General features: G+C 65.4%; 11 protein-coding genes. 9 read left to right on the forward strand and 2 right to left on the reverse strand.

Annotated elements, in window-relative coordinates:
• Positions 1-5: 5 nt before the first annotated feature.
• Positions 6-1,400, forward strand: a complete 1,395-nt coding sequence (locus K4G67_RS10430; RefSeq protein ID WP_239806311.1) for a mechanosensitive ion channel family protein — start codon at positions 6-8, stop codon at positions 1,398-1,400.
• Between the two features lie 100 nt (positions 1,401-1,500).
• Here K4G67_RS10430 and ppa read toward each other — a convergent pair whose 3' ends face one another.
• Positions 1,501-2,046 carry an inorganic diphosphatase gene (gene ppa, locus K4G67_RS10435; RefSeq protein ID WP_239806312.1) on the reverse strand — a complete coding sequence of 182 codons (546 nt, stop codon included), beginning with the start codon at positions 2,044-2,046 and terminating at the stop codon, positions 1,501-1,503.
• Between the two features lie 140 nt (positions 2,047-2,186).
• The gene (locus K4G67_RS10440) at positions 2,187-4,151 is read right to left on the reverse strand and encodes a M61 family metallopeptidase (protein WP_239806313.1); all 1,965 of its coding nucleotides are present in this window, start codon (positions 4,149-4,151) and stop codon (positions 2,187-2,189) included.
• Between the two features lie 98 nt (positions 4,152-4,249).
• Here K4G67_RS10440 and hisS point away from each other — a divergent pair, with 98 nt between their 5' ends.
• The 8 genes from hisS to K4G67_RS10480 all read left to right on the forward strand — a co-directional run bounded on the left by hisS (position 4,250) and on the right by K4G67_RS10480 (position 13,742).
• Positions 4,250-5,503, forward strand: a complete 1,254-nt coding sequence (gene hisS / locus K4G67_RS10445; protein ID WP_239806314.1) for a histidine--tRNA ligase — start codon at positions 4,250-4,252, stop codon at positions 5,501-5,503.
• Positions 5,504-5,507: 4 nt separating this feature from the next.
• A complete protein-coding gene (gene prfA, locus K4G67_RS10450; protein ID WP_239806315.1) occupies positions 5,508-6,575 on the forward strand; it encodes a peptide chain release factor 1 in 1,068 nt (355 codons plus the stop codon).
• Between the two features lie 64 nt (positions 6,576-6,639).
• Positions 6,640-7,578 carry a peptide chain release factor N(5)-glutamine methyltransferase gene (gene prmC / locus K4G67_RS10455; RefSeq protein ID WP_239806316.1) on the forward strand — a complete coding sequence of 313 codons (939 nt, stop codon included), beginning with the start codon at positions 6,640-6,642 and terminating at the stop codon, positions 7,576-7,578.
• Positions 7,579-8,093: 515 nt separating this feature from the next.
• The gene (locus K4G67_RS10460; protein WP_239806317.1) at positions 8,094-8,843 is read left to right on the forward strand and encodes a DUF4167 domain-containing protein; all 750 of its coding nucleotides are present in this window, start codon (positions 8,094-8,096) and stop codon (positions 8,841-8,843) included.
• Between the two features lie 48 nt (positions 8,844-8,891).
• The gene (gene lnt / locus K4G67_RS10465) at positions 8,892-10,514 is read left to right on the forward strand and encodes an apolipoprotein N-acyltransferase (RefSeq protein WP_239806318.1); all 1,623 of its coding nucleotides are present in this window, start codon (positions 8,892-8,894) and stop codon (positions 10,512-10,514) included.
• Between the two features lie 57 nt (positions 10,515-10,571).
• On the forward strand, positions 10,572-11,813 hold the full coding sequence (metK, locus tag K4G67_RS10470; RefSeq protein ID WP_239806319.1) for a methionine adenosyltransferase: 1,242 nt from the start codon (positions 10,572-10,574) through the stop codon (positions 11,811-11,813).
• 82 nt (positions 11,814-11,895) lie between these two features.
• Positions 11,896-12,513, forward strand: coding sequence for a lysozyme (locus K4G67_RS10475; RefSeq protein WP_239806320.1), 618 nt, complete (start codon positions 11,896-11,898; stop codon positions 12,511-12,513).
• 158 nt (positions 12,514-12,671) lie between these two features.
• Positions 12,672-13,742: a hypothetical protein gene (locus K4G67_RS10480; RefSeq protein ID WP_239806321.1), complete on the forward strand. Its 1,071-nt coding sequence runs from the start codon at positions 12,672-12,674 to the stop codon at positions 13,740-13,742.
• Positions 13,743-13,768: the final 26 nt, after the last annotated feature.

Below are 13,768 nucleotides of genomic sequence, written 5' to 3' on the forward strand. Positions count from 1 at the left end.
CGACGATGCGCCGCATGATGCTTGCCGCCGCGCTGCTGCTTTTCGCCGCGCCTGTCCATGCCGCCCTGCCCGATCTTTCGAGCGGCGGCGCAGCCGAACCGGCGGCCCCCGCGCAGGAGATCGAGGCCGAACAGGGTGCGGAGCAGGACATTCGCATCGCCGCGCGCATCCGCAATATCTTCGCTGCGATCGAACCGCTCGCCAACGTGGGCGTCGAGGTGGAGCAGGGCGTCGTTACGCTCACCGGGAATGTCGCGCAGGCAGAGGCCGCGCAGCAGGCCGAGGACATCGCATCGCGCGTGACGGGCGTCGTCACCGTGTCGAACCGGATCGAGCGCGACCTTGCCGTCAACAGCAACCTTGCGCCCACGCTGGGCGGGATCGTGGACGAGGCGCGCGGCCTTGTCCGGATGTTGCCGCTGATCCTTGTCGCGACGGTGGTCGCGGTTCTGGTGGCGCTGCTGTTCGCGGCGATCTCGCGCATGCGCTGGCTGCTCGACAAGGTGACGCCGAATGCCTTCGTCACCGAATTGCTGTCGAGTGCGATCAAGTTCATCGGCGTGTTGTTCGGTCTTTACCTCGCGCTGAAAATCCTCGGCGCGACGGCATTGCTGGGCGCGGTGCTCGGCATCGGGGGCGTCATCGGCATCGCGGTGGGCTTTGCCGTGCGCGACACGATCGACAATTATATTTCGTCCGTGATGCTGTCGCTGCGGCAGCCGTTTCGTGCCAACGACCACGTGATGATCGAGGGGAATGAAGGCCGCGTCGTGCGCCTCACCAGCCGGGCCACCGTGTTGATGACGTTGAACGGCAACCATCTGCGCATTCCCAATTCGACCGTCTTCAAATCGGTCATCCTCAATTACACCCGCAATCCGCAGCGGCGTTTCGAATTCGATCTCGGCGTGGATGCGGACGACAATCCGGTGGACGGCATGGCCACGGGTATAGAGGCGCTGCGCGGTCTCGATTTCGTGCTCGACGAACCCGAGCCGACCGCCGTCATCCGCGAGGTTGGCGATTCCAATATCGTCATCAGCTTTCGCGGCTGGGTCGATCAGGAAGAGACCGATTTCCTTAAAGGACGGTCCATCGCGATCAAGGCGGCGAAGGACGCGCTGGAGGAGGCAGGCTTTGCCCTGCCTGAGCCGATCTACCGGCTGCGTTTCGATTCCGGCAGCCCGCTCGCATTGGGCGAAGGGGCCAGCATATCGCAGGTGCCGGGCCCGGCGCCCGCCGCGCCGCCCCCTGCCACGGCGCGCAAGCGGGCGAGCGGCGAAAGCGAGGCACAGGCGCGGAGCACGCGGCCCGAAAACCACATCGCGGAGCTGGTCGATCGTGAGCGCGCAGTCACCGGCGAGGCCGATCTGCTCGATTCCAGCCGTCCGGTCGAATGATCGCGCCGACACCGGGGGCACTCAATACGAAAAAGCCCGGCGGTTTTGATGCCGCCGGGCTTTTTCATGGGATGGGTGAGGGGCGCCTCAGCCCCTGATTTCAGCCCTTTTCGTTCTTCGCCTGCTTCTCGCGCTCGATCGCCTCGATCACGATGCGGCGCGCTTCCTCGGCGCCGCCCCAGGTGCCGACGCGGACCCATTTTTCCTTTTCCAAGTCTTTGTAATGGGTGAAGAAATGCTCGATCTGCTTGAACACGATTTCGGGCAGATCGTCCTTTTCCGATACCTTGGTGTAGTAGGGGAAGGTCGAATCCTCGGGCACGCAGACCAGCTTTTCATCGCCGCCATGCTCATCCTCGAGGTTGAGCACCGCGATGGGACGCGCGCGCACGACGCAACCGGGCACGAAAGGGCTGCGCGCCACGACGAGCGCGTCGAGCGGATCGCCATCGGGCGAGAGCGTGTGCGGCACGAACCCGTAATTGGCGGGATAGCGCATCGGCGTATGCAGGATGCGATCGACGAACAATGCGCCCGAATCCTTGTCGAATTCATATTTCACCGGTTCGCCGCCAACGGGAACCTCGATGACGACATTCAGGCTGTCGGGCGGGTTGGACCCCGTCGGGATCAAGTCGATACGCATGTGGGCTTTCGTCCTCTGTCTATCCGGCGCTGCGTTGCAGCATGTGACCCGGCAGGGCTGTAGCGCGGCATGCCGCCTGCGCCAAGAGCGCATTTCGCGCGCTCGCCCCGTCCCGGCTCACGCATCGCCGCGCCGGATTTTCAATTCTTGGTCGTGGGCTCGAGCAGGCGATCCAGCAATTGTTCGCCATCTTCCCCATCCACCGGTTCGAGCCAGGGGTAGCGCAGGCCCTCGTCATAGGCGAGCGGCACGGTGAGGTAACGGCCCCCCCGCTCGATCAGCAATTCGATCGGCCCGCCGCCATCGGCCGCGGCCGCGATGGCCCGCTTCATCGCGTCGCTGTCATAGGACTCGCCATTGACGGCGACGATATCCGCCCCGCCGACGATGCCCGCCTTGAACGCCGGACCGTCCCACAGGACCGAGGACACGGTGCCGTCATTGCCCACGTTGAGCCCAAGCGAATGCCACAGGTTGAGATATTTGGCGTTCGCCATCAACGCCTCGTCATAGGGGTTGGGCTCGGGCCGGAACGCCACGCGATATCCGGCAAGCTCCACCCCGCGCGTCGGCGCCGGCTGGTTCGGCAATTGCAGGCGCCGGCGCAGGAAATTCGCCCAGTCATAGGGATGAACCGCGTTGAGATCGGCGACGACATCCTCGAACTCATAGGTGACCTCGCCCCAGTCGCCGTCGCGCAGCCCGAAGAACCTCTTGTTGAAATCCTCGAGCGATTTCCGGCCGCCCGTCTCGCGCCGGATCAGCATGTCCGCCTCCAGCCAGGTGAGCGCACCCTCGCTGTAATATTCCTCGCCGCGGGCCTGGCTCGAAAACGGCTTGGCCTTGCGCGCGGCGAAGATGGGATCGTGTGTCGTATCCTCGACCGAGCGCCAGCTGCGCCCCGGCTGCGTCATGTAATTGGCGACGGTTCGCGCGATGTCGCCCTTGATCAGATCGGTCGTCTGCAATCCCGAACGTGCGGCCAGCACCATGTCCCAGTAGCTCGTCATCCCTTCATAGACCCAGAGCAGGTTGTCCTGCATCGGCTGACGATAGTCGGGGGTCCACAGGCGCGCAGGCCGGCGGAACTTGCCGTTCCAGCTATGCGTCATTTCATGGGGGAGCAGGCCGCGGCGGTATTCGGTCTTCTTCCACTCCGTAAACGTGTCGGGCGGAAGCGTGTTTTCCGAACTGCGATGATGTTCAAGGCCGATCCCGCCAAGCTTGTCGGTGAGGCCGAGCAGGAATTCGTAGTGATCGAACGGTTTCGAGCCGTAAAGCGCGATTGCCTCGTCCACGAGCCGGCGATGCGCGTCGATCTGCTCCTCGCTCGCCTCCAGATAGCGCGGCGCATCGGCAAACACCTCCAGATCGACATCCTGCCCCAGATCCCACGCACGGTGATGGGCGCCCGCGAAGATCGGCGAATCCACCAGCGTCTGATAATCCGTCGTCGCCCATCGCACGGTGTCGCCCGCGCGGCTCATACCGTCGAGCGCGGTCGCCACGGCCCATCCCTCGGGAAAGGTCACCGTCGGGCGGATCGCGACGCGGCGCACGTAATGCCCGGCGGGATAGAGGCTGACATCCTCGAACTTGAGGTTCATCATCTCGGGCGTCATGACGATGCGCCCCTCGTTCGGCTCCAGCGGGGAGGTATAGACGAGCTGCGCCACGACCTGCGCCGTGCCGGCGGGCACCTCGACATGAAAGGCGTAGACCTCAACCGGGTCGCGCGTCCATTTCAGATCCTGCCCATTGGCGGTGAAACGAATGCCGGTCAGCTCGGCCAGGAACCCGCGCGGCGCATGCTTGCCGGGAAGCCATTCGGGATAGAGCAGGGTCAGGCGGTCCGTCCCCGGCGCGAGCGGAATCGTTTCCGTCGTGCGGAATACGCCGCGCGTGATGTCGGTCGCATCGACGGCGAGGTCGATGGTGCCGCCCGGCCATGGCGTATCGACCGGATCGGGCACAGACGGCGAAATCGGCACGGCCTGGGGGAGCGAGCGCTGCTGCTCGGCCTGTGTCTGTGCCTGGGCGGGCATGGCGATGGCGCAAAGGGATACGGCGGCGAGAAGGGCACGGCCCGTGATGGTCTTTTTCATGCACGACGGTGTGCCGCGACCGCCGCCCATATGCAATACGCCTGTATGGGCAAGGGCGATGCTTTGCAGGAGCGGGCTTTGCGGGTAAAGGCCGCGCCATGACGGACAAGCGCATCGAGACACCGCAGGCCATTCGCGGAACGCAGGATATTTTCGGAGCGGAGGCGGAGGCCTTCGCCCATGTGGTCGAAACCTTCGAACGCATCCGCCGGCTTTACCGGTTTCGCCGGGTGGAAATGCCGGTGTTCGAAAAAACGACCGTGTTCTCGCGCAGCCTTGGCGAGACGACCGATGTCGTGTCGAAGGAGATGTACAGCTTCGAGGATCGCGGCGGCGAATCGCTCACCCTGCGTCCCGAATTTACCGCGGGGCTGACGCGGGCGTTCCTCACCAACGGGTGGCAGCAGCACGCGCCGCTGAAACTCGCCACGCACGGCCCGCTGTTCCGTTACGAGCGTCCGCAAAAGGGGCGCTATCGCCAGTTTCATCAGATCGACGCCGAAATCATCGGCGCCGCCGAACCGCAGGCGGACGTGGAATTGCTCGTCATGGCGGATCAGCTTTTGCGCGAGCTGGGCATTGCGGACGGCGTGACGTTGCAATTGAACACGCTGGGTGATGGGGAAAGCCGGGAGAACTGGCGCTGTGCCCTCGTCGAATATTTCGGCGACCACCGGGCGGAGCTTTCCGAGGATTCGCAGGACCGGCTCGATCGCAATCCGCTGCGCATCCTCGATTCCAAGGATCGCCGTGACCGTGCCTTTGTCGCCGAGGCGCCGCAGATCGACGCGTTTCTTTCACCCGAGGCGCAGGAATTTTTCGCCGCCGTCACCGCCGGGCTCGATGCCGCGGGCGTCGCGTGGAAACGGGCGCCGTCACTGGTCCGGGGGCTCGATTATTATCGCCACACCGCGTTCGAATTCGTGACCGACCGCCTGGGCGCGCAGGGGACCGTGCTGGGCGGTGGACGCTATGACGGGCTGGTCGAGGCGCTGGGCGGTCCGGCGACCCCGGCGGTGGGCTGGGCCGCGGGGATCGAGCGGCTGGCCATGCTGGTGGGGGAACGGGGGGAGCCTGCCGCCGACGTCGCGGTCGTGCCGATGGGCGCGGCGGCAGAGGCGGCGGCCGCGGGTATCGTCGCCGATCTGCGCCGCGCAGGGCTCACGGTCGACATGGCGTTCAAGGGCAATATGAAAAAGCGCATGAGCCGCGCCAACGACAGCGGCGCGCGTCATGCCGTAATCCTCGGCGACGAAGAACTCGCCGCGGGCGAGGCGACGGTCAAGACGCTCGCCACCGGGGCGCAGGCGCGTGTGCCGCTCGCCGGTCTTTTGCCCGTGCTGAAGGGCTGAAGCCTTGCGCGTGTCCGACGAACGCCTAGCGCAGATTGCCGGGCGCTTTGCCGAGCTTGAGGCGCGGCTGGCCAGCGGTACGCTGGAGGGGGAGGCTTTCGTCACCGCCAGCCGCGATTATGCCGAACTCGAACCCGTCGCGCGCGAGGCGGCCGGCGTGGCCGCCATGCGCGAAGAACTCGCCGAGGCCCGCGCGATGGTTACAGACCCCGAAATGCGCGCCATGGCAGAGGAAGAGATCGCCCGCATCGAGGGCGAATTGCCGAGCGCGGAGGACAGGCTCGCGCTCGCCCTGCTTCCTCGCGACAGCGCGGATGCGCGGCCCGCAATGCTCGAAATCCGGGCCGGTACCGGCGGGGACGAGGCGGCGTTGTTCGCAGGCGACCTCTACCGCATGTACGAACGTTTCGCGGCCGAGAATGGCTGGCGCATCGAGGCGATCAGCACCAGCGTATCCGATGTCGGTGGCTTCAAGGAAATCGTCGCCCATGTCACCGGCACCGGCGTGTTCGCGCGGATGAAGTTCGAAAGCGGCGTCCACCGCGTGCAGCGCGTGCCCGTCACCGAAAGCGGCGGACGCATCCATACCAGCGCGGCCACCGTCGCCGTTCTTCCCGAGCCGGACGAGGTCGACGTGCAGATTGCCGATGCGGATGTGAAGATCGACATCTACCGCGCATCGGGCGCCGGCGGACAGCATGTGAACACCACCGATTCCGCCGTCCGCCTGACCCATATCCCCAGCGGCATCGTCGTCATTCAGCAGGACGAACGCAGCCAGCACAAGAACCGCGCCAAGGCGATGCAGGTGCTGCGCGCCCGCGTCTACGAAATGGAACGCGCCAGGGCCCATGGCGAGGAAGCGGAGGCGCGCAAGGCGATGGTCGGGTCCGGCGACCGGTCCGAACGCATCCGCACCTATAATTTCCCTCAGGGACGCGTGACCGATCACCGCATCGGCCTGACCTTGCATAAGCTGCCCGAAATTCTCGAAGGGCCGGGGCTTGCCGAAATGATCGATGCGTTGATCGCGGAGGACCAGGCCAAACGCCTGGCCGCGCAGAATTCATGACGGCATATCAATTACCCGCGCCCGGACGAAACCGCGTGCCCAATGGAACGTTCGATGCATGACGATGGAAGACAACGCCCACGAAACCCGCACCGGTCCAAACGCCGAAAGCGCCGCCACCGGCCGAACCGTCGCCGAACGCACCATCGCCGGCGCATTGCGCGACGGGGCGGCGCGGCTTGCCCCGGTGTCGGACAATCCCCGGCTGGACGCCGAATGGCTCATGGCAGAAGCGATGGGTACCGACCGCTCCACGGTCTTGCTGCAATATATGGACCGGGTCGCGCCCGAACGTTTCGACGATCTGGTCGACCGGCGCGCGTCGGGCGAACCGCTGGCGCACATTACCGGGCGGCAGGAATTCTACGGGCTCGAACTCGCGGTGTCGCGCCATGTCCTGATTCCGCGGGCCGATAGCGAGGTGCTCATCAACGCGGCGCGCGACGTGCTTGCCGACAGGCCGCCCGCGCGTATTCTGGACATGGGGGTGGGGTCGGGCGCGCTCCTGCTCGCGGCGCTGTCGTCCTGGGACGAGGCGCGCGGCGTCGGGATCGACCGGTCGGGCGCGGCGCTCGCCATGGCGCAGCACAATGCGGAGCAGCTCGACCTTGCCGCGCGGACCGAGCTTCGCCTCGCCGACTGGACCGAAATCGGGTGGGAGAGCCGGGTAATGCCCGCCTACGACCTGGTGCTCGCCAATCCACCCTATGTCGCGACGCGCGATCCGGCGCTGGCCGACGATGTGCGCCGGTTCGAACCCGAAGGCGCGCTTTTCGCAGGGGAGGATGGGCTGGATGCCTATCGCACCCTGATCCCGCAATTGCCCGACCTCATGACGCCGGGCGGTGTGGCCATGGTTGAGATTGGTTTCAACCAGGCCGATGCGGTGATCGATATCGCCGCCCGTTCGGGCCTGCGCCACGCGCTGCATCACGATCTTTCGGGTCATCCGCGCGCGCTCGAACTGTGGGTCGAACAGTTTGGCGACGAGGAGCTGGGCTGACCCGCCCGGTGTGTCCGGGCCGCGATTTTCGGGCCTAATGCCGATAGCGATTCACCCGGCGGTGAAGCTGGCGCAGATCGTGGCCGTTCGCGAGCCGCGCCGTCGGGAGGGGCAGGCCGCGTGCACCGTTACCGGCCTGCTCGAAAACCAAGCTGCGGGACCGAGCCGGTTGCGCATTGACGCAGCGAGCGTCGCGCGGCGCGTATGGAGCGTCGCGTGCCGAAATCCGGGTCATGCCGCCATTGTGACGGGTAAAACATGGCCTGTTCGGCAAAAAGGCTTGGCAGGCGGGTCATTTGTCGATAGTCCTGCTGCGTGTCAGGGCATCGGACGACATGGCTTCCCGCTGCCCCGGCAATCCTGATCATCGCAGCATGTCGCGGGCCGAAAACGGCTTGCGGGCAGGATGCGAGATTGGCCCGGTCGCTTCGAAATGCGAGACAAGAGCGTCGCGGCCGACGGTTTGGCGAACCCGGGCAAGGTCCGGGGTGCTTCCGGAATGGTTTCGCGCGGCGGTGAAGAAAGCCGAACCGCGCCGGACAGAGGAACGGCTTCAATTGAACAATAATCGCGGAAACAATCGCCGGCGTGGCCGGAACAACAACCGTCAACAAGGTGGCGGCCAGTTCCAGAACCGTGTCGACAGCAGGGCGCGCGGCAATGCGCCGCAGCTTCTCGACAAGTACAAGAAACTCGCCGAGGATGCGGCCCGCAATGGCGACCGTGTGCAATCGGAATATTACCTGCAATTCGCGGACCATTATTTCCGCGTAATCGCCGACGGCAAGGCCCGTCAGGAAGAGCAGCGCGCCAAGCGCGACGACAATCGCGGCGATCAGGACGACGGCGACGCCAACGCGCCCCGCAATGCGCGCGGCCGCGACAACAATGATCGCGATTACGATGAGGAAAATCAGTCGTCGCGCGACACCGACACCGACGATGTCGGGGCGGGCAAGCCCGACGACAATGCCGAAGCCAACGCCGACACCGACGCGAAGCCCAAGCGCAAACCGCGCAAGACGCGCGGCGACGTTGACGGTCAGGAGGACGGCGCCCCCGCGGAGCCGCGCAAGCGAGCCCCCCGCCGGCGCAAGGCGGAGACCGAGGACGCCGTCGAAAATGGCGGCGCCCTCGATCCGCAGGCCTTGCCCCCCGCGATCGGTGCCGTCGATGCGGAGGAGAAGCCGAAACGCGTCCGCCGCCCGCGCAAGCCGAAGTCCGAGGACGGCGACAGCGACGAGATGAAGCAGGCGGTCGGCTGATCGCCCCGCTTCGGCGGAGCATTCGCGCCAACGGGCCCGCACCTCGACATGTTTCGCGTTTTCCATAAGATTCCGGCACCCCTGCTCGCGCTTGTCGCGGGCGGGACCGCGCCGCTCGGGTTTCAGCCGCTCGGTTGGTGGCCGTGTACGGTGGCGGGTTTTGCGGTGCTGTTGCATCTGCTGCACCGCGCCGATCGGATGCGCCGCGCGGCATTGATCGGGTGGCTCTTCGGGGTCGGGCTGTTCAGCGTCGGCAACAACTGGATCGCGACCGCTTTCACCTATCAGGCGGCCATGCCGGCGTGGCTCGGTTGGGTCGCGGTCGTGCTCCTCGCCTTCTATCTCGCGGTCTATCCGATGCTGGCCGGGCTTGCGGCATGGCGGCTGTCGGGCGGTCCGCGAGAGCAGGCGCCGGGGCGCGGTTTCGGCCTCGTCGCGATATTGGCCGCAAGCTGGACCGTTTGCGAGTGGTTGCGCGGATGGGTCTTCACCGGATTTGCATGGAATCCCGTCGGCATGGTCACGCTCGGCGGGTACGATGCGCCGGGGCTTGCCGGCATCGCGCCCTGGCTTGGAACCTATGCGCTGTCCGGGCTGGTGGTGATATTGGCGGGGTCGTGCTGGCTCGCCATGCGGGGCGGCGAAGGGCGTGGAGCAGCGGGCCGTGGCATGGTCGCACGCGCGACCATGGTGCTCGTGCCGATCCTGCTGTTCGTGGTGCCGTGGCCGGCGTGGCACGGCGGGGAGGGCGATCTTCGCTTCACCCTGGTGCAGCCCGACATTCGTCAGGACGTGCTGAACGATTCCGCCTGGTTCGAGCGTAATTTCCGCAAGACCGCGGCCCTGACGACGCGCCTCGCTGATCGTCCGTCCGGCGATGGCCCGCGGCTCGTGCTGTGGCCGGAATCGGGCGTGCCCGATTATCTGCGCGCGGGGTATCCGGAGCGCTATTACCGCATGACGACCTTTGCCGCCGATCCGCGGCTTGCCCGTGCGCGCATCGCGGATGTCATCGGGCCGGACAGCATGCTTTTGACAGGGGCCGTCGATCTGGTCATCGGTCCGGATGAGCGGGCAAGCGCGGTGCGCAACGTCGTCACCGCCATCGGCCCCGATGCGCGTATCCGGGGCAGCTATGCGAAGGCGCATCTTGTCCCCTACGGCGAATATCTGCCCATGCGCAACGTGCTGGAACCCATCGGCCTGTCGCGCCTCGTCGAAGGCGCGCTCGATTTCGAGGAGGGGCCGGGACCGCGCACGCTCGATCTCGGCGCATATGGCCGTGCGGGTATTCAGATCTGCTACGAAATCATCTTTCCCGGCGCGGTCGTGGACCGTTCCGACCGGCCCGATTACATCGTCAATCCGACCAATGACGGATGGTTCGGGGCGTGGGGCCCGCCGCAACATCTGGCGCAGGCGCGGATGCGCGCGATCGAGGAAGGGCTGCCCGTGCTGCGCCCGACGACCACGGGGATCAGCGCGGTGATCGACGCCGGCGGCACGGTGCGCGCGCATATCCCGCAATTTCGCGAAGGGCGGATCGACGCGGTGGTTCCTCCCGCCCGCGCACCGACATGGTTCGCAAGGGCGGGCAATGCTCTTTCGCTTGGCTGGGCCTTACTATTCCTTTTGGCGGGAATGGTTGCCACTCGCCGCCCTCGCGTATAACGATATAAAGAAACCTTTATACTGTTTTGAGGCCTTTAGACTTTTCGAAGGATCGCCATGCGCAACAATTATCTTTTCACGTCCGAAAGCGTATCCGAGGGCCATCCCGACAAGGTCGCGGACCAGATTTCCGACGCCATCGTGGATCTCATGCTGTCGAAGGACGCGGAGGCGCGCGTCGCGTGCGAGACCATGACCACGACGCAGCTTGTCGTGCTGTCGGGTGAAATCCGGTGCAAGCCGATGTACGACGAAAGCCAGAAGGACTGGGCCGCGAACGGTTACTGGGCGCCCGGCGCGCTCGAGGAAATCGAGCAGACAGTCCGCGATGTCGTGCGCGACATCGGATATGAGCAGGATGGCTTTCACTGGGAAAAGCTGCGCTTCGAAAACTTCCTCCACGGGCAATCGGCCGAAATCGCGCAGGGCGTCGATTCGCGCGATGACAAGGACGAAGGCGCCGGCGATCAGGGGATCATGTTCGGCTTCGCCTGCGACGAAACGCCCGACCTGATGCCGGCGACGCTCGATTACAGCCACAAGATCCTGCACCGCATGGCGCATGACCGCAAAACCGGCGCGGTCCCGTTTCTGGAGCCGGACACGAAGAGCCAGGTCACCTTGCGGTTCGAAAACGGCGTGCCGTCGGCCTGCACCGCGATCGTCGTGTCGACGCAGCACAAGCCCGGATACGATCAGGGCGAGCGCGAGGCCGAGCTCAAATCCTACGTCAAAAGCGTGGTCGCCGACATCTTGCCCGGCAATCTTCTGTCGGACGAAACGGTCTATCACATCAACCCAACCGGCAAGTTCGAGATCGGCGGCCCCGACGGGGACGCCGGGCTGACGGGGCGCAAGATCATCGTCGATACTTATGGCGGCGCGGCCCCGCACGGCGGCGGCGCGTTTTCGGGCAAGGACCCGACCAAGGTCGACCGTTCGGCGGCCTATATCGCGCGCTATCTGGCCAAGAATATCGTGGCGGGCGGTTTCGCCACGCGCTGCACGATACAGCTGTCCTATGCCATCGGCATTGCCGACCCTCTGTCGATCTATGTCGACACGCATGGCACGGCGACAGACGGCATTACCGACGAAGCGCTGGAGGATGCGATCCGCAGCATCGAATCGCTACGCCGGCTGACGCCGCGCGGCATTCGCACCCGTTTGAAACTGAACCGCCCGATCTATCGCACCAGTGCGGCCTATGGTCATTTCGGGCGGCGGCCGGAAGGCGACACCTTCCCGTGGGAAAAAACCGATCTGATCGAGGAACTCAAGGCCGCGCTCGGCCGCTGAGCGGCGCGCAGCTTTTATTTTCCTACATCGGCGGCGCCGGGCATGGACGGGCTTTCTTCATCGCAAGGGAGCCTGCCTCGCCATGTCCGAAATCTGCAAAACCTGCGGCAATGTCATCGCCGCCCCGTCCGTCGCTTCGGATTATGACCCGGCCGCACCGCATATCACCCCGCGCATCGCGGCCGAGCTGATTGCGCACGAAGGCATCGTGACGGAGGCCTATCGCGATTCGGTCGGCGTGTGGACGTGGAGCGTGGGGCTTACCGATGCGTGCGGCCACGGTGTCCGGCGGTATCGCGACAATCCGCAGGATCTCGACCATTGCATGGCGATCTATGCCTGGGCGCTGCGCGAACGCTACCTCCCCGCCGTGCTCGATGCGTTCGGGGACCATGAGCCGGCGGAGCATGAGCTTGGCGGTGCGCTTTCGTTTCACTGGAACACCGGGGCGATCCGCCGTGCCGAATGGATGCGCCGGTTCCGCGATGGCGATATCGCCGGCGCGCGCGATGCCATCATGAACTGGTGCCGGCCCGCGGTGCTGACGAAACGGCGGCGCTGCGAACAGGCGTTGTTCTTTGACGGGACGTGGACGAACGACGGCCATGCCACCGTGTACGACGTGGCGAAGCCGTCCTACCGCCCGACCGCGGGCCGGCGGGTGGAAATTCTGTCGCGGTTGGAGCAGCTCAGCCTCTGACTCCTGCGGTCGCTGAATATTCTTGCCAGAATTGCGGAACCGGTCATTAATCCGGATGCCGGTTTCGCGGCGGGATTGTTCAGGACACGGGGAAGAATATCCGGAAAAGCTGGGTCGCCACGGCGGCCATGGCCATTTGCGCGGTGCCGGGAACCGCGATGGCCGAACGACCCATCGCCGATTTTACGGAAGGCGACCCGGTCGGCTGGGTGCGGATGTCCCCCACCGGCAACAGGCTCGCCGCCGAAATGGACCGCGCCGGCGAACGGCAGATCGTGATCTTCTCGCTCGATGGTCAGCGTGAGCCCGTCATCATCGGCAAGCCCGCGAACACCGATGTCGGGGATGTCAGATGGGTCAACGACGACTGGTTGATCGCGACCGTCGGGCGCAAGGGCAATTACGAGCTTCACGAGGTTTACGTCTCGCGCACCATGGCATTCCGGGCCGACGGCACCGCAATGCACATGCTGGAGCCGCGCAATGGCAATCTCGCCGATTCGGGCGGCGACGTGGTCTGGATCGCGCGGGACGGCACGCCGCGCATCCTGCTATCCTATCGCGAAACGATCTTCATCGGCGAGCCGGGCTTCTTCCCCAAGGTCGCGATGGTCGATGTCGCGCAGAACAAGTTCGCGCGCGTGACCTCCGAAATGGAGGGGGTGTGGAACTGGTATGCGGATGGCAATGGCGATGTCCGGCTCGGCGTGGGTGACGAGCAGCAGGGCGTGAAACGCCGCCTCGTCTACCGCGAGGGCGGCAGCGGCCTGTTCAAGGAGGTCGCCAGCGCGACCGGTGACGAGGAGCTGATCGCGCCGGTCCTGTTCATGCAGGATGGCAAGGCGCTCACCATCAGCAATGTCGATGGTTTCGATGCGCTCTACGAACTCGATCTCGGCACGATGCGCCGCGGCGCGAAAGTGTTCGGCATCGCGGGCGCCGACGTGTCGGGCGTCATCAGCGATTCGAAAAATCAGGAATTGCGCGGCGTCACCTGGGAGGGGCAACGCCGGCAGGTGCAATGGCTCGACCCGCAATATCGCGAGATTCAGGCGCTGCTCAACGCCACCCTGCCCGGGCAGAACCCGGTGATCCTGTCCAGCAATCTCGATGGCACGAAGCATGTCGTCCATGCGGGCGGGACGGGGCCGGTGACGGGGTATCTGATCTTCGATTCGGCGGCGAAGAAGATGACCGTGCTGTCGCGCACGCGCAACGAGGCGAGCTGACCGGCCGCGCGCACCTATCGCTACAC

Origin of the sequence: Croceicoccus hydrothermalis (genome assembly GCF_022378335.1) — a bacterium.
In the GTDB taxonomy this organism is placed as follows: domain Bacteria; phylum Pseudomonadota; class Alphaproteobacteria; order Sphingomonadales; family Sphingomonadaceae; genus Croceicoccus; species Croceicoccus hydrothermalis.

Coding starts and splice junctions, on each gene's coding strand:
- K4G67_RS10430 (WP_239806311.1), top strand. CDS start 6: ATGCGCCGCATGATGCTTGCCGCCGCGCTGCTGCTTTTCGCCGCGCCT.
- ppa (WP_239806312.1), bottom strand. CDS start 2,046: ATGCGTATCGACTTGATCCCGACGGGGTCCAACCCGCCCGACAGCCTG.
- K4G67_RS10440 (WP_239806313.1), bottom strand. CDS start 4,151: ATGAAAAAGACCATCACGGGCCGTGCCCTTCTCGCCGCCGTATCCCTT.
- hisS (WP_239806314.1), top strand. CDS start 4,250: ATGACGGACAAGCGCATCGAGACACCGCAGGCCATTCGCGGAACGCAG.
- prmC (WP_239806316.1), top strand. CDS start 6,640: ATGGAAGACAACGCCCACGAAACCCGCACCGGTCCAAACGCCGAAAGC.
- lnt (WP_239806318.1), top strand. CDS start 8,892: ATGTTTCGCGTTTTCCATAAGATTCCGGCACCCCTGCTCGCGCTTGTC.
- metK (WP_239806319.1), top strand. CDS start 10,572: ATGCGCAACAATTATCTTTTCACGTCCGAAAGCGTATCCGAGGGCCAT.
- K4G67_RS10475 (WP_239806320.1), top strand. CDS start 11,896: ATGTCCGAAATCTGCAAAACCTGCGGCAATGTCATCGCCGCCCCGTCC.
- K4G67_RS10480 (WP_239806321.1), top strand. CDS start 12,672: ATGGCCGAACGACCCATCGCCGATTTTACGGAAGGCGACCCGGTCGGC.